This window comes from Rhodoblastus acidophilus (genome assembly GCF_009720655.1).
Classification (GTDB): domain Bacteria; phylum Pseudomonadota; class Alphaproteobacteria; order Rhizobiales; family Beijerinckiaceae; genus Rhodoblastus; species Rhodoblastus acidophilus_A.
In genome coordinates, this window is record NZ_WNKS01000010.1 from 68,200 (window position 1) to 84,297 (window position 16,098).

Here is a 16,098-nt window from a genome sequence, read left to right on the forward strand (position 1 = left end):
CAGCCGATGGCTGCGCATGCATGCGTTGGCCACGCATGCATGCCGTCTTCAGGCGCGCGACCAATCCTGATCCTTGATCATCCAGCGGTCCCATCCCGCCGCGCGGCGCGCGCGTCCCGTTTGACCGGAGCGCTTGAACGCGTAGAGCGTTTTCAAGCGAAGCGGATGCCGGTTCGCGTGAAGAAAACGCGTCAAAACAAAAAGCTAGAACATTTTCACGTTTCCATGGAACGTGAAAATGTTCTAGGCGCGTTTGCTGGCGAGCCAACGGCCGGAACAGGCGCGCGTCGGCGAGGTCCAGGCGCCCGACCCGGCGGCGCCGCTCAGCTTGCCGCTCGCCGAGACGCGATCGGAGCCCTGCATGACCGTGAGGGTGACGCGACCATGCGGGTCCACCACGCCCGATGTCTTCACGAACACGCCGCCGTCCGCGATCCGGTCGGCGGCGACGCCGACATCCCAGGACAGCGAGCGATCGCAATCGCCCTTTTCCGTAACAAGCTGGACTGCCCATTTGCCGTCATAGGAGCCGCCGGCGACGGCGGGTGATGACAAGAGCAAGACGGCAAGGGTGAAAGAGACAGACTTCATGCTGCTGGGAGCCTCTGGTGCTGAGAAAAGGGGAGTCCGGCGCCAGGCGCGCCCGCGCCGATTCGAAAAAACTCGGGGCTGCGGCTGACGCGGGCTCTCTAAAGGGGGAATGTGGTTAAAAAAAGTTTACTGGAACTTTTTCGCGGCGGAGCGAATGATGGCGTCCATCCTCCTTTCATTGATGCGATGCCTTCACTCTTCCTGCACAGAACGCGCGGTTCGCCGAAAAGCATGCCGTGACCGTCACCGGGGAGGTTCGGAACGAGATGAAGAAGGCGAACCGCATCTTCTCCTAGCCCGCGCATGACGTTAGCCGCGCGCGACGCGCTCCCCTTCACATCGCCTGCGCCTTCAACCTGCGCCGCCCCGCGTGCAGCAGGGGCTCGGTATAGCCGTTGGGCTGTTTCGCGCCTTCGAGCACCAGCGCGCAGGCGGTCTGGAAGGCGACGGAAGCGCCGAAATCCGGCGCCATCGGCCGATAGTTCGGATCGCCCTTGTTCTGCTCGTCCACCACCCTGGCCATGCGCTGGAAGGTCGCCAAAACCTGGTCGCTGTCACACACGCCGTGCATCAGCCAGTTGGCCATGTGCTGCGAGGAAATGCGCAGGGTGGCGCGGTCCTCCATCAGACCGACATCGTGGATATCGGGCACTTTCGAGCAGCCCACCCCCTGGTCGATCCAGCGCACGACATAGCCCAAAATGCCCTGCGCATTGTTGTCGAGTTCCTGCTGGATTTCCTCGGCCGACCAGTTGGGACGGTCGGCGAGCGGGATGGTCAGCAAGTCACCCAGTGTCGCCGGCTCCCTCTTCGAAATCTCTTCCTGACGCGCGGCGACGTTGACGCGATGGTAGTGCGAGGCGTGCAGGGTGGCGGCCGTGGGCGACGGCACCCAGGCGGTGTTGGCGCCGGCGTTAGGATGGCCGATCTTGATCTTGAGCATGTCGGCCATCAGGTCGGGCATGGCCCACATGCCTTTTCCGACTTGCGCCTTGCCTCTAAAACCGGCGCGCAAGCCGACATCGACATTATTGTTCTCGTAAGCCGCGATCCATTTCGTTCCCTTCATGTCGTTCTTGCGAATGAAGGGGCCGGCGACCATCGACGTGTGCATTTCGTCGCCGGTGCGATCCAAAAAGCCGGTGTTAATGAAAAACACCCGGTCCTTCGCCGCGCGGATCGCTTCCTTGAGATTGGTCGAGGTGCGGCGCTCTTCGTCCATGATGCCCATCTTGATCGTATTGGGCGCGAGGCCGAGCTTTTCCTCGACAAAGGCGAACACGCTGTTGGCGAAAGCCACCTCCTCCGGCCCGTGCATCTTCGGCTTGACGATATAGATCGAGCCGGCGCGGCTGTTGCGCAGTTTGCCGTTGCCGCGCAGGTCGTGCAGCGCGATGGTCGAGGTCACCAGAACGTCGATCAAACCTTCCGGCGCCTCGTGGCCATCGATGGTCGAAAGGTCCGTGGTCATGAGATGGCCGACGTTGCGGATCAGCAGCAGCGCGCGGCCCGGCAGCGTGAATTTTTGTCCGTCCGGCGCAAAATACTCATGGTCGGGATGCAGCGTGCGGGTCTCGGTCCCGCCGCGCTTTTCGAACGTAGCGGACAACTCGCCCTTCATCAGGCCGAGCCAGTTGCGATAGACCAAAACCTTGTCGTCGGGATCGACGGCGGCGACGGAATCCTCGCAATCCTGGATCGTGGTGAGCGCCGCTTCGAGAATGACATCGCTGATGCCGGCGGGATCGTCGCGGCCGACCACCGTATTGCGGTCGATGACGATCTCGGCGTGCAGTCCGTTATGGTCCAGCAGAATGCGCGACGGATCTTGCGGGTCGCCGACAAAGCCGGCGAAACGGTTCGTGTCGGCGAGTGTGGTCACGCCGTCCTTCACATTGACGCGTAAAAAACCGTTTTCGACCGCAAAGCCGCGCGCGTCCTTCCAGGAATCCCCTTGAAGCGGCGCGATCACATCCAAAAAGTCGCGCGCCCAATGCACCACCGCCGCGCCGCGTACCGGGTCGTAGCCTCTCGCGTTCGGGTCGGGCGGGCTGATCGCGTCCGTGCCATAGAGTGCGTCATAAAGGCTGCCCCAACGCGCGTTGGCGGCGTTCAGCGCATAGCGGGCGTTGCTGATGGGCACGACGAGTTGCGGCCCCGCGACGCGGGTGATCTCGGGATCGGCGTTGTCGGTTCCGACCTCGAAATCCGGGCCTTCCGGCACGAGATAGCCGATCTCCCGGAGGAACGTTTTGTAGGCGGCGGCATCAAAATCCTTGCCGCGCCGTTCTGTGTGCCACTGGTCGATGCACGCCTGGATCGCGTCGCGCTTTTCCAGCAGGCGGCGATTTTCAGGCGCGAAGCGTGTGAGCAGTTCTTCGAACGCGCTCCAAAATTTTTCGGGCGAGAGGCCGGTTCCCGGCAAGACTTCGTCATCGACAAACCGTTTGAAGACCGGCGCGACTGAGACCTCTGTCATGTTTCCCTCATTTCGAAAACGTCGTTTAGCAAGCCTGCGCCGCCTCCACCAGAGCGGCCGGCCTGGGGCCGCCCGTCGCCCAGTCGAGCAGTTCGACCGTGTGCACGACCGGAAGTTTTGTGCCGGAGGCTATCTGGGTGATGCAGCCAATGTTGCCGGCGGCGATCACGTCTGGCGCCAACCCTTCGAGATTCTTGGCCTTGCGGTCGCGCAGTTTTTCCGCGATTTCGGGCTGCAACAAATTATAGGTTCCCGCCGAGCCGCAGCAGAGATGGCCCTCCGGCGGATCGAGCACGACAAAACCCGATTGCTTCAGCAACTCTCTCGGCAGGCGCGTGATTTTTTGGCCGTGTTGCAGCGAGCAGGCGCTGTGATAAGCGACGCGCGTTCCGCCCGGCGCGACCGGCGCCTGAAGGCCGATCTCGGCGACGAATTCGGTGACGTCGCGGGCGAGCGCGGAGACCTTTGCCGCCTTGTCGCTCAGCTCCGGGTCGTCGTGGAACATGAAGCCATAGTCCTTCACCATCGTCCCGCAGCCGGAGGCGTTGATGATGATCGCGTCGAGCCCGGCGCCTTCGATTTCGCGGCTCCACGCCAAGATGTTCCTTCGCGCCAAAGCGAGACCGTCATCCTGGCCGAGATGATGGTTGATTGCGCCGCAACAGCCCGCGCTTTCAGGGATGACAACCTCACAGCCGTGGCGCGTCAGCAGCCGCAGCGTGGCGGCGTTGATCTCCGGCGACAGAACTTTTTGCGCGCAGCCGGTGAGCAGCGCCACCCGCCGGATTTTTGAGACGGGCGGCGTGATGACGCCGGGACGGTCGCTGGCGAAATCGGAACTCGGCCTCGGCGCCATGGCGAGGACGTGGCTCAGTCTTCCCGGCACAAGTCGCGGAAAGGTTTTTGCGATCGCAGCGCCCTGAAGCGCCAGCCGGAACAACGCCGGGCGCGGCAGCGTGACGCCGAGCATCCAGCGGAACAGCCGGTCGAACCAGGGTCTTTTGTACGTTTTTTCAATGTGGTGGCGGGCGTGGTCGACCAAATGCATGTAGTTCACGCCCGACGGGCACGTGGTCATACACGACAGGCAGGACAGGCAACGGTCGATATGCTTGACCACTTCCTTGTCGGCGGGGCGGTCGTTCTCCAGCATGTCCTTGATGAGATAGATGCGCCCGCGCGGACTGTCGAGTTCGTCGCCAATCAGAACGTAAGTCGGACAGGTCGCGTTGCAGAAACCGCAATGGACGCACGCCCGAAGAATTTGGTCCGCCGTGGCGATGCCGGGGTCGGCGAGCTGGGTAAGCGAAAAGCTGGTCTGCATCTCAAAAACCCTTTCGCATGCGCCCCGGGTTGAACAGTCCAAGCGGATCTAAGTTTTGTTTGACCCGCGCCTCCAGCGCGGCGAGCGCGCGCGGAACGGGTTGGAAAACGTCCACGGTTTCGCGCAAGGAGTCCGGCGCGACCATCAGCGTGGCGTGACCGTCCTGCAAGGCGGCGCGCACAAAACCCGCGCCGGCGTCCGAACCCGCTTCGGGAAGGCTCAGCCAGACGAGGCCCCCGGCCCAGTCATAAAACGCTTCGGCGCCGGGAAGGATTTGGCGGATCGTTTCGACAAGGCGCGCGGAAAAGCTTGGGGTCGGGCAGAGGCGCCAGACCACGCCCTCCGGTAGCAACGCGCGCACCTCCGCGACCTCGTCCCAGAATCGCGCTGAAGCTTCCGCGTCGAGACGAGCTGCGGCGCCAAACACTTTTTCAACCTCGGCCGCGCGGGAGGCGACCGAAGGCGCTGGGCCTTCCAATCGCAGCGCGGTCACGGGGCCAACGCCGACGCAGGAGCGGCGCGCGGCGCCCTCGGGCAAGTGCGCGGCGCTCAAAATTTCGTGCGGCGTGTTGAGCGCGCGCGCCATGACGTCGATCGCCTTGGCGTCGGTGAGACCCTGCAGCAGCAGCGTGCATTCGCTCTCCGGGCGCGGCATGACTTTGAGCGTGACTTCGGTCAGAATCGACAGCGTGCCAAACGAGCCGACCATCAGCTTGCTTAGGTCAAAGCCGGTGACGTTTTTCACCACCTTGCCGCCGGCCTTGAAAATTTCGCCGCGTCCGTTGACGGCGGAGAAGCCGAGGATGAAATCGCGCGCGGCGCCGGCGCGCACGCGGCGCGGCCCGGAAAGATTGCAGGCCAGCGCGCCGCCCAACGTCGGCGTTCCCTCGATCCCGAGCAGGCTCAGCCATTTGGGAGGAGCGAAGGCGAGCATCTGGCCCTTCTCGCGCAACACGTGTTCAAGCTCCGCCAGCGGCGTCGCGGGACGCGCGGTCAAGACCAGTTCGGGCGCCTCGTAATTGACGATGCCGGCCAGTTTCGAAAGGTCGAGCTTGGCGTCGGCGCGCACGGGGCGACCAAAACCGCGCTTGCTGGCGCCGGCAAAAATTTCGAGCGTGCGCTTTTCGGCGGCCGCCGCCGCGACGATCACCGCGACCTCCTGGGCGCTCGATGGACGATGAAGCGTCATCGGCTCACCTCAAAAACGCGGGAGATCGGGGAACGGCAGCTTTCCGCCGCGCACATGCATCCGGCCGAGTTCGGCGCAGCGGCACAATTGCGGAAACACTTTTCCGGGATTGAGCAGGCTCGTCTCGTCGAAGGCGCATTTCAACCGCTGCTGCTGCTCCAGATCGACCTCATCGAACATGACGTCCATCAAATCGCGTTTTTCCACGCCCACCCCGTGCTCGCCGGTGAGCACGCCGCCAACCTCCACGCACAGTCGCAAAATGTCCTGTCCGAATTTTTCCGCACGGTCGAGTTCGCCCGGCTTGTTGGCGTCATAGAGGATCAGCGGATGCAAATTGCCGTCGCCGGCATGAAAGACGTTGGCGACGCGCAATCCATACTTTTCCTCAAGCTGTTTCATGCGCAGCAGCACCGCGCCAATTTCCCGGCGCGGAATGGTGCCGTCCATGCACAGATAATCAGGCGAGATGCGGCCCACGGCGGGAAAGGCCGCCTTGCGCCCCGCCCAAAACAGCAGGCGCTCCTCCTCGGTCTGGCTGGCGCGGACCGTGGTCGCGCCATGGTCCGACGCGATCTTTTCGACCGCCGCGATCAGATGATCGACTTCCGCTCCGCAACCGTCGAGTTCGACGATCAACAGCGCCTCGGCGTCGAGCGGGTAGCCGGCATGGACAAAAGCTTCCGCCGCTTCGATGGCGAGCCTGTCCATGATTTCCATGCCGCCGGGGATGATCCCGGCGCCGATCACGGCGGCGACGCAATCGCCGGCGCCCTGGACGGAGGGAAAGCCGATCAGCAGCGCGCGGGCGCCGGGCGGGGTTGGCAGCACCCGCACCGTGACTTCCGTGACCACGCCCAAAAGACCCTCGGAACCGACCAACACGCCGAGCAGGTCATAGCCGCCGGCATCCAAAAACTTGCCGCCGAGGCGGATCACCTCGCCGTCGATGGTGACGAATTCGACGCCGATCACATTGTTGGTGGTGAGGCCGTATTTGAGGCAATGCACGCCGCCGGAATTTTCCGCGACATTGCCGCCGATGGTGCAAGCGATCTGGCTCGACGGGTCCGGCGCATAATAGAGCCCCTGCCCTTGCACGGCGTGCGAAATGGCCAGATTCGTCACGCCGGGCTGGACCACCGCGCAGCGGTTTGGCGCATCGATGTCGAGAATGCGCTTGAACTTGCCCATGCCCAACAGCACACCGTCCTCAAGCGGCAGCGCCCCGCCCGAAAGCGAAGTCCCGGCCCCGCGCGGCACCACCTTGATCCCGTTTTCCTTGCAATAGCGCAGCACGGCGACGACCTGTCGCGTGTCCTCCGGCAAAACCACGACCATCGGGGTTTGCCGGTAGGCGGTGAGCGCGTCGCATTCATAGGCGCGGCGCTCGCACTCGGTGTCGATCACGCCTTCGCCGGGCACAAATTCTTTGAGCGCCGCGACAATTTCGGCGCGACGGTCGAGCACCACCCGGTCTGGTTCGGGCATCGCCAGCATGTATTTCCCCCCGCCGCCGCTGTTTTTTTTCGCAGCTGTTTGCGGCATCATAACCGATTTTCCGGCTACGATAAGCGTTTTGCGGGAGGATTTGTTCCGGCTGAGCTTGGTTGTTTCGCGCGATTTCCGTCAGCGGTTGACCGAAGGGGTCAGGCGCTCAAGCCGACCGACTCAATCGCGGCGAACAGCGCGGCTTCGTCATTGTCGGAGGTGTCGCCGGAAGCGCCGGCGGCGCCGATCACCGCGCCGGAGGCATCCTTGATCAGCACGCCGCCAGGAACGGGAATCACGCCCTCCGGCAGGATGGAGGGCAGCGCGCCGACAAAGTAAGGGCGGTCGAGCGCCATGGCGTTGAGCGCGCGCGAAGAAACCCCCATGCTGACGGCGCCGTGGGCCTTGCCATACGCGACCTTCCAGCGCGCAATGCTGGTCCCGTCCTCGCTCGCCGCCGCGCGCAGGGCGCCGCGCGCGTCCAGGACGACAAACGCCATCGGCTTCAGGTTTTTCTCGCGGGCGAACGCGAGCGCGGCGGCGACAATATTTTGCGCGACGTCGAGGGTGAGCATGGCGTTACCTCCTTCAGTTCATTAGCCCTCATGCTGAGGAGGCCCAAAGGGCCGTCTCGAAACACGAGGGCGGTCCGCGAGGGCCAGCGAACGATTGCGGCGTGGCCCGCCCTCGCCCTTCGAGACGCTTGCTGACGCAAGCTCCTCAGGATGAGGGGCTATTTTCAGGTCTCAAAGCGCAATCAACAAGACTCCCGGCAACAGGACATAGCTGAGCACGGTCGAGATCAGGACCATGCCCGCCACCTCCTCCTGATGGGCGCCATATTCGCGCGCGAAGAAATAATTGAACACGGCCACCGGCATCGAACTTTCGATGATGAGCACGCCGCGCTCGGCGCCCGAAAAACCGAACAGCGTCGCGACCGCGAGGCCGCCGCAAAAGCCGAGACCGATGCGCGCCAGAGAAAAAGCTGTCTGGCGCGGCCAGGCGCGCGCGCCGAACTCCGCCAAAGCGCAGCCCAGGCCCAGCAGCATCAGCGGAATGGTGACGTCGCCAATGAGTTTCAACGTCTTCAAGATCCAGTCGGGAAAGGGGACTTCCGCCTGCGAGCAGGCGACCGCCGCCACCGCCGCGTAAAGGAACGGCGCGCGCAAAACGGCGCCGAGCGTGATGCGTCCGCGCGCGATGGCGGGGCCGAAGGTGAATTGGCCGATGGAGGTGATGGCGAAATAGATCATCGCCAGCGCCAGCCCGCGTTCGCCGAAGGCATAGAGGCAAATGGGCAAACCCATGTTGCCGATATTGGGAAAAATCAGCGAGGGCAGATAGACGCGCTGCTCGTAGCCCAAAATTTTCAGCGCGGGGACGGCGACCGCCGTGAACAGCAGCAGGCACAGCAGCGTCGCTCCGCCCATCCGCGCGATGTCCGGCAAGGCGAATTGGCTGTTGAGCAGCGTGACGAACACCAGAGCCGGCGCGCCGACCAGAGACACGAACTGGGTGACGAAACTCTGGCTGAACGGCAGCGCCCGGCGCCGCCACAGGTAGCCGACCGCCGTGACGATGAACACCGGCGCGCCGACCTGAACGAGATCGAGAAGGGGCGGCAATCCAGAACCTCTTTTTGCCCGCAAGCCCTAACAGGTTTCAGCAAGGCTGAAAATCTCGCATGAGGATATTGACAAGACGCGTTTAAGATATATCTTAGACCCATCGCAGATAAGGAGACACACAATGCGAATGTTCAAGAATCGGGGATTTGAAGGTTTTGCCGGTCAGGACCGTGGCGGATGGATGGAGCGCTTCGGCGGCCTGCACGCCATGCGCGGCGGCGGCTTTGGAAATCGCGGCGGCGGACGCGGCCCGTTCGGGCGCGGCGGACCAGGCGGCGGCCATGGTGGCGGGCGCGAGCGCAAAAGAATGTTCGAGGGCGGCGAATTGCGCATGGTCATGCTGCTCTTGATCGAGCAGGAGCCCCGCCACGGCTATGACATCATCCGCGAGTTGGAAGCCCGCACCGGAGGCGCCTATGCCCCGAGCGCCGGCGTGATCTATCCGACCCTCACCCTGCTGGAGGAAACCGGGCTCGTCGCGGCGCAGGCCAGCGGCGCGAAGAAACTCTACGCCATCACCGACGAAGGTCAGGCCGAGTTGGACAAGAGCCGGGCGGAGGCGGAAGCGGCGCTGGCGCGGCTTGAAGCGTTGCGCAAGCGCGGCGAGGCCATGGACATGGGCCCGGTGTTCCGCGCCATGACCAATTTGAAAGCGGTGTTGCAGCAGAAGGCGCTCGACGCCGGAAACAAGGCGCAACTGCTCGACGTCGCCGAGATCATCGACGAGGCCGCGCGGAAAATCGAGAGGCTGTGACCTTGCTGTTTCGCCCCCGAACCCGACACCGGATCGATCGCGTGCGCTACGAGCCGAAACGGCGGCTGCTGACGGTCGAGACGCGTACCCAGCTGACGCCGTCCATGCTGCGCTTCACCTTCGCGTCGCCCGACCTCGCGGATTTTTGCAGCTGCGCGCCAGACGACCATATCAAACTGTTCCTGCCCGACCCGCATGGGCCGGGCGAGGTCATGCGCGACTACACCCCGCGCGCCTTCGACGAGGCGCGCAAAATCCTGACCATTGACTTCGCGCTGCATGACGCGGGACCGGCGACGGCCTGGGCGCTCGCCGCGCAGCCCGGCGACACGCTCGCCATCGGCGGCCCTCGCGGCTCCATGGTGGTCGCCGACGATTTCGACGCATATCTGCTGGTGGGCGACGAAACCGCCCTGCCCGCCATCGGCCGCCGCCTGGAAAGTTTTTCGCGCGAAAAAATTCCCGTGACCACGGTGGTGGTCGTTGACGGGCCGGAGCATGCGCAAACCTTTGCGACAATGGCAGACTGGACCCCGGTCTGGGCGTTTCGCCGGGGCGCGCACGCCGACGACGCCACACTGTTGCGGCGGGCGCTGAACGCCTGGGCGACGCCGGAAGGCGACGCTTACGTCTGGATCGCCGCCGAGGCCGGCGCGGCGCGGCGCCTGCGCGACTACATGCTCGAAGACCGAGGCCATCCGAAAGCCTGGCTCAAAGCGTCCGGCTATTGGGTGCGCGGCCGCGCCGGCGCGCACGAAAAGCTCGACGCCTGACCTTTGCGTTCAGCACCCCGTCAGGTTGCGCGCGTAAAAGACGCGCAACCAAACAACTGGAGTGTGTGTGATGAAAATTTCCCGCGACTGGGCCACGTCCATCACCATCGGCGCCTTCGGCCTGATGGCTGTCACCGGCGTCCTGATGTTCTTCCATGCCGACAGCGGCCTCAACAAGCTCGCCCATGAATGGCTCGGCTGGATTTTTGTCGGCGGCGTCGCCCTGCACGCCTTCGTCAACTGGGGCGCGTTCAAGCGCTATTTCTTTTCGAGCCGGCCAGGCCAGGCGATGATCGCCGTGTTCGCCATCGCCCTGCTCGCCTCCTTCGCGCCGCTCGGCGGCAAGGCGGGCGGACCGCCGCCGGTTCTCGCCATGAACGCCGTGCTCAACGCGCCGCTTTCAACCGTTGCGCCGCTCACCGGGCGCTCCGTCGAGACGATCGTGGCGCAGCTGAACGGCGCCGGTTTCGCCGTGTCCGGACCCGAGGCGACCCTCGCCAGCGTCGCCCCCGACCGCGCGGCGCAGAGCAAGGTTTTGGCGCTGCTGTTCAAGCGTGACTGAACTTTTGGGCTCTCCGGTCGTTGCGCAAGCAATGGCAAGGAGACCTTCGATGTTGCGCATCACCATCCCTTGCGCTGGCGCCGCGCTCGCCGCCCTTCTTCTCGGCGCAAGCGCGAGCCTCGCTCAACCCCACAGTCGAGGCGCGCCCAGCGTGGAACGCGCGCGCGAAACGGGCGAAAACATGGCGTCGGTTCGCTTCTGCGTTCCCGCCAATGGCGCACAGGTGTTGGGGGGCTATGCCGCCCCCACCGACCTGCTCGATCCCGTCACCGGCGCGATTTGCAACCCGCGGCAAAACGGACTGCGGGAATAAAGCTCAGTACTTGGCGGCGACCGCCGCCGGCGCCTGCGCCACCCAGATCGGAAGGATGATGTTGGCCCAGCCGCGGGTCTCGTAGCCGCCATAGTTGACCTGCTGCACCGTGCGGGTCAGTTTCAGCGCGATATTGACGCCGCCGAAGTCATAGCCGAGCAGACCGCCGAGCGCGAACTGGCTCTGCTTGCCGTAGGGCGTCGGACCGTCGGTGTAGGGCGTGTCGAGATCCCAAGACCCATAGGCGACCGCGCCGGCCTCGATCTTGCCGAATTTTTTCGTCGCGGTGAGGTCGAGGTTGATCCAGTTCACGCCCCAGCTGCCCTGATTGGCCCAGCTGCCTTTCTGGCCCGTGCCGTAGAGCAGCGTGGCTGAGAGATTGTAGCCGTCGGCGAGATAGCTGACCGCGCCGACCCCCTGGAACGAAGCGAAATTGCGAGCGAGACCGAGCGGCGTCAGGTCGTCCTTGACCGGAAAATAGACGCCGGCCTGAACGCCGCCGAACCAGCCGCCGCCCAGGTTCCATTTCAACTGGGCGTCGAGGATGGGATTGGCGAAGCCGCCCCAGGAGCCGACGCCATGGACGGCGACATTCGGCATGGGCGAGGCGAAGTCGAACATCAGGTGGCCGCCGAGAATGTCCCAAGGGGTTGACCAAACCACCCAGGCCGGCACGATCGCGCCGACGTTCACGCCGGGGTTCGCTGCGGTGTAGCCATAGCTCGGCAGTTGGATGACGAACACGCCCTGGGGCAGAGGCGCGCCCAGCGCGATGCCGGTGGTGATGCCGGGCAGGAGTTCCGAGCCGGCATGCGCCGGATTGGCGGCGCACAGCGCGGCCGCGCAAAGCGCGACAGCCGTAAGTGTCTTGTTGAAAACCATCTTCCCCTCCAAAGGACGCCTTGTCCCGGAGGGGCTGGCGCACCAGCGCCTGTTTACCAAATCCTGCTTGAGCTGTGCGGTGATTGTGACGATTTCGTGACGGGCGTTGCGATTTTGCCACAATTTTGGGCAGTCGCGACAAACCTTCAACGCGCGCGCACCGGCTCAAGCATCAGCGCGAGCTTCGCCTGCAATTTCTCGACGCTGATCGGCTTGTAGAGAAACTCGAAATCCGAAAGGTCGGTCTCGTCGAGCCGCTGGTTGGCGGTTTCGCCGGTGAGCAGCAGTTTCGGCGTCTTCCGCCCAAGGCGGCGCTCGATTTCGCGCGCCGCCTCGACGCCATTGAGGCCGGCGCCCAGCCGGTAGTCGGTGACAATGGCGTCCACCCGCCCCCGTCCCGCGAGATCGATCGCCTCCTCGCCGCTGGCGGCGGCCAAGGTCTCGTAGCCGCTCTCCCGCAAAATGGTTTCGATGGCGAGGCGCAGGATCTGGTTGTCCTCGATCACCAGCACGGCGCCGCCGCGCCACTCCGACTCGTCGTGCATCGCGGGCTTTTGCGCCGCCGGCTCCACCACGGGCAGGGTGATGGAGAAGCGCGAACCGCGCCCCGGGCGCGACGCGACGGCGACATTCAGATCCAGCAGGCTCGAGACGCGGGCGACGATGGCCAGACCCAGGCCCAGGCCCCGCGAAAGGTCGCGGCCGGGATTGTCGAGCTGGGTGAATTCTTTAAATATGTCCGTCTGTCTGTCCGCGGGGATGCCGACGCCGGTGTCGATCACGTCGATGCGCACCTTGCTTCCCCGCCGGCGCATGACCAGCAGCGCGCCGCCCGTCCTGGTGTAGCGCAGGGCGTTCTCGAGGAAATTTCGAAGCACGCGCTCCAGCAAGGCGGGGTCGGTGCGCGCGAACAGGTCGAGCGCGCGCACGCGAAGCTCCAGACCCACAGCCTCGGCCTTGGGCGCGTATTCCGCCGCGAGGCGCTCGCACAATCCGCGCAGAGACACGATCTCCGGCGAGGGTTCGATGCCTCCGGCGTCGAGCCGCGACACGTCGAGGACCGCCGTCAAGAGCACGTTGAGACCGCCGAGCGCCTTGCTCATCAGGCCGAGCACCTGCGCGGCTTTGGCGGTCGGCTGGACCTGGCGTTCGAGCAAAGGCAGCAGCAGCATCAGCGATTGCACGGGCTGGCGCAGGTCGTGGCTGGCGGCGGCGAGGAAACGAGACTTGTCGAGATTGGCGCGCTCCGCTTCGGCCTTGGCGGCGGCCAGCGCGCTCTCGGACTGTTTTCGAATCGAAATGTCGCGCACGATCGCCCACATGGCGCAGGGCTCGCCCCGCGCGTCGCGCATCAGAATGGTGCGCAGCTCAACGGGGAAAACCGTGCCATCCTTGCGGATGTATTCCTTCTCATAGAGGTCCGAAAAGCCGCGCGGCAGGATTTGGGTCCGCACGATTTCGTCCTCGAAAGCGCGCCAGCGCTGGGGGGTCACATCCAGATAGGTTAGTTTTCGCAACTCTTCCGGCGCATAGCCGAGCATCTGGCAGTAGACCGCGTTGAACTCGGCGAGCGCGCCCTCCATCGTCACCTTGCAATAGCCATCGCGCAGCCCTTCGTGAAGCATGCGGTAGCGTTCTTCGCTTTCGCGCAACGCCAGCTCCGCGCGCTTGCGGGCGGTGATGTCCTGGACGATGCCGGTCAACACCAGCGGCCGCCCGGCCTCGTCGAAATTCGCCTCGCCCTTGGTGAAGATCCAGACCTCGGCGTCGTCGCTGGGGCGGCGCAGGCGAAACTCCATCTCATAGAGCCGCCCACCGGCAATCGCCGCCTGGATCGCGGCGTCGACCGCGCCGCGATCCAGGGGGTGAATGAGTCCGAGGAAGTCGTCGTAGCCGTGCGGAACCGGGGAAACGCCGTAAAGCTCGTAGTAGGTGGGGTTGAAGGTGGTGCGGCCGCTGCTCAGGTCCCACCAGAACGTGCCGATCCCCGCGCGGGCCTGCGCCTCCGCGATTCTGTGCTCGCCCTCGCGCAACGCCTGCTCGGCGCGCGCGCGCTCCGCCCAGACCCAGGCGCGCTCCGCCACCTCCTCGACAAGCGCGATTTCGGACGCGCTCCAGCGCCGGGCGTCGCGTTCATGCACGGAAAGAACCCAGGCGAGTCGTCCGTTGCTGACGATCGGGACGCTGATGAAGGCGCCGACGCCGGCGGCCCGGTATCGCGCCTGGACCTGCGCCTCGCGCAGGCGCGGGTCCGCGGCGACGTCATGAACGACGACGGTTCGGTCGGCGCGCAACTCTTGGCGCGCCTGCCCGAAATCCGCGAGGCGGTGGACGCCGACATTGCTGGCCATGGCGCCGCCGTTCCACGCGCGTGTGACGACGACATGGTCTTCATGGTCGTCGCCATCGCTGACTTCGACAAAGATCACCTGGTCGGCGTCGAGCCGGCGCCCGAGTTTCTCGGATGTCAGGGCGACGATCTCGTCCGAACTGTCCAGCGTCTTGAAGGCGTCGGCGAGCGCCAGCAGGAATTCCTTGCGAGACTCGCTCTCGCGCAAAACCTCTTCCGCCTCCTTGCGGGCGGTAACGTCGGCGGCGGCGCCGAACCATTCCCTGATCTCGCCGCGCTCGTCGAGCAGCGGGGTCGCGCGCGACAAGATCCAGCCGACGCCACCGTCGGCGCGCAGGACGCGATGCTCCAGCTCGAAAAGGCTCTTGCGCCGGATGGACTCGGCGATCGCCGCGTCGAGGCGCGGCCGTTCGTCAGGGGGAATGAACGTGTCGCGCCAGGACTCGCCCGCCGTCTCGACGCTGGCGAGAAAGCCCTCGGCCGTCAACTGGCGCATCTCTCGCCAGTCCGGGCTCATCCGGTAGATAATGCTGGCCGAGGCTTCGGTGAGCGCGCGGAAGCGGGCTTCGCTTTCCCGAAGCGCCTCTTCCGCCTTGTTGCGCTCGGTGATGTCGGTGGCCACGCAAACGACGCCGACAATGGCGCCGGACGCGTCGCGGCGCGGCTCCACATAGAGGTCGTAGGTTTCGAGCGGCCCGCCGGGCTTTCCGGTCTGGGCTTCGGCGCGAACGGGTTTCCCCGAGGCGATGACGTCGCGCTTGATCTGGTCGAGGCGCGCCGCGCACGAGGGGTCCGACAGTTCGGCTTCGGTCCGGCCGAGCACGTCTTCGACGCGATAGCCGAGCTTGGGATTGAAGATGCGCGTGTAGCGCAGGTCCAAGTCTTGCTCGAACATCACCACCGGAGAATTGCCGAGCGCGAAGGTGAGGCGCCGTTCGCTTTCGACACGTTCGGCCCGCGCCGCGCGCCAGGACTCGATGTCTTCGAGCGGCGTGACCACCAAGGCGACGCAGTCCAGTCCGTCAAAGGACAGCGGCGCGGCGGTCATGCGCGTCGGCAACAGGCGGCCGTCCGCCTTGGCCAGCGCCGCCTCGCAGGATTGCGACCCCGCCGCGCCGGCGCGCAGGAACGCTTCGAACCGCTTGCTGTCCGCGTCGGCGACCAGGTCCGCGAAACGCGCGCCGATCACAAGCTCCCGGCCGAGCGCGCGCGCCAGCGCGCCATTGCAATAGACCACGATCCCGTCGTTGAGGATCAGAGCGGCCTGCGACATGCGCTCGATCAGCTGCCGGTAGGGCTCGCTGGCGTCGCGCAGGATGAAGACGCGCGGCCCTTCCGCCGTCTCGACCACCAGGCCGTCGGCCTCGCCCATCACCAGCGCCTCGAGCGTCTCGACCGCTTCAACGGCGGTCGCGGGAAGCGCCCGCCCTGCGCCCGGGGCGACGCGCTCTTCGCTCATCGGTCCAGCCCCAGCCCGGCGGCGAGCGGCCTGGGGTCGCTCATGTCGCCCACCAGGAGCAGTCTGGGCGTCGGCTCAAGCCGCAGCAGGGTGGGCAGAGCGACGATCCGGTGATGGCGGGCCGCGACGGGGTCGCGGAAAGCATCGATCACATCGAGCGTATAGAGGCCCGAAAGGACCTGGTCGCAAAGCTTTCGAACGGCGGCGACGGCGCGCAGCGAACGCGGCGTGGCCCCACTGACGAACAGCAGCAACTCGTAGCGCTTCCCTTCCGGCTCCGCCGCGTGCAAGAAAACCTCC

The 16,098-nt window shown here is 65.2% G+C and carries 14 protein-coding genes; 4 read left to right on the forward strand and 10 right to left on the reverse strand.

Annotated features, from left to right (window positions below; genetic code table 11):
- Window positions 1–243: 243 nt before the first annotated feature.
- The 7 genes from GJ654_RS12265 to GJ654_RS12295 all read right to left on the reverse strand — a co-directional run bounded on the left by GJ654_RS12265 (window position 244) and on the right by GJ654_RS12295 (window position 8,702).
- A complete protein-coding gene (locus GJ654_RS12265) occupies window positions 244–591 on the reverse strand; it encodes a hypothetical protein (RefSeq protein ID WP_155446444.1) in 348 nt (115 codons plus the stop codon).
- Window positions 592–925: 334 nt separating this feature from the next.
- Window positions 926–3,070 (reverse strand): malate synthase G, encoded by a 2,145-nt coding sequence (locus tag GJ654_RS12270; protein ID WP_155446445.1) that lies wholly within the window; start codon window positions 3,068–3,070, stop codon window positions 926–928.
- Between the two features lie 25 nt (window positions 3,071–3,095).
- Window positions 3,096–4,394, reverse strand: coding sequence for a glycolate oxidase subunit GlcF (glcF, locus tag GJ654_RS12275; RefSeq protein ID WP_155446446.1), 1,299 nt, complete (start codon window positions 4,392–4,394; stop codon window positions 3,096–3,098).
- A 1-nt stretch (window position 4,395) separates the two neighbouring features.
- Complete coding sequence (glcE, locus tag GJ654_RS12280; RefSeq protein WP_155446447.1) at window positions 4,396–5,583, reverse strand: glycolate oxidase subunit GlcE; 1,188 nt, start codon at window positions 5,581–5,583, stop codon at window positions 4,396–4,398.
- Window positions 5,584–5,592: 9 nt separating this feature from the next.
- On the reverse strand, window positions 5,593–7,131 hold the full coding sequence (locus GJ654_RS12285) for an FAD-linked oxidase C-terminal domain-containing protein (RefSeq protein ID WP_425540386.1): 1,539 nt from the start codon (window positions 7,129–7,131) through the stop codon (window positions 5,593–5,595).
- Window positions 7,132–7,232: 101 nt separating this feature from the next.
- Window positions 7,233–7,649: a GlcG/HbpS family heme-binding protein gene (locus tag GJ654_RS12290; RefSeq protein WP_155446448.1), complete on the reverse strand. Its 417-nt coding sequence runs from the start codon at window positions 7,647–7,649 to the stop codon at window positions 7,233–7,235.
- A 171-nt stretch (window positions 7,650–7,820) separates the two neighbouring features.
- Window positions 7,821–8,702: an AEC family transporter gene (locus GJ654_RS12295; RefSeq protein ID WP_155446449.1), complete on the reverse strand. Its 882-nt coding sequence runs from the start codon at window positions 8,700–8,702 to the stop codon at window positions 7,821–7,823.
- Window positions 8,703–8,826: 124 nt separating this feature from the next.
- Here GJ654_RS12295 and GJ654_RS12300 point away from each other — a divergent pair, with 124 nt between their 5' ends.
- The 4 genes from GJ654_RS12300 to GJ654_RS12315 all read left to right on the forward strand — a co-directional run bounded on the left by GJ654_RS12300 (window position 8,827) and on the right by GJ654_RS12315 (window position 11,107).
- On the forward strand, window positions 8,827–9,459 hold the full coding sequence (locus tag GJ654_RS12300) for a PadR family transcriptional regulator (protein WP_246664725.1): 633 nt from the start codon (window positions 8,827–8,829) through the stop codon (window positions 9,457–9,459).
- A 32-nt stretch (window positions 9,460–9,491) separates the two neighbouring features.
- Entirely contained in the window at window positions 9,492–10,232 is a 741-nt protein-coding gene (locus GJ654_RS12305) for a siderophore-interacting protein (protein WP_264586241.1), read from the forward strand.
- A 70-nt stretch (window positions 10,233–10,302) separates the two neighbouring features.
- Window positions 10,303–10,794 (forward strand): DUF4405 domain-containing protein, encoded by a 492-nt coding sequence (locus GJ654_RS12310; protein ID WP_155446450.1) that lies wholly within the window; start codon window positions 10,303–10,305, stop codon window positions 10,792–10,794.
- Between the two features lie 49 nt (window positions 10,795–10,843).
- Entirely contained in the window at window positions 10,844–11,107 is a 264-nt protein-coding gene (locus GJ654_RS12315; RefSeq protein WP_155446451.1) for a hypothetical protein, read from the forward strand.
- 3 nt (window positions 11,108–11,110) lie between these two features.
- Here the strand turns inward: GJ654_RS12315 and GJ654_RS12320 are convergent, their stop codons facing one another.
- From GJ654_RS12320 to GJ654_RS12330, 3 genes are all read right to left on the reverse strand, one after another.
- Window positions 11,111–11,989: a transporter gene (locus GJ654_RS12320; protein WP_155446452.1), complete on the reverse strand. Its 879-nt coding sequence runs from the start codon at window positions 11,987–11,989 to the stop codon at window positions 11,111–11,113.
- 146 nt (window positions 11,990–12,135) lie between these two features.
- Window positions 12,136–15,798: a PAS domain S-box protein gene (locus tag GJ654_RS12325; RefSeq protein WP_155446453.1), complete on the reverse strand. Its 3,663-nt coding sequence runs from the start codon at window positions 15,796–15,798 to the stop codon at window positions 12,136–12,138.
- Window positions 15,795–16,088: a circadian clock KaiB family protein gene (locus GJ654_RS12330; RefSeq protein WP_196305537.1), complete on the reverse strand. Its 294-nt coding sequence runs from the start codon at window positions 16,086–16,088 to the stop codon at window positions 15,795–15,797. The genes GJ654_RS12325 and GJ654_RS12330 overlap by 4 nt, the downstream gene beginning before the upstream one ends.
- Window positions 16,089–16,098: the final 10 nt, after the last annotated feature.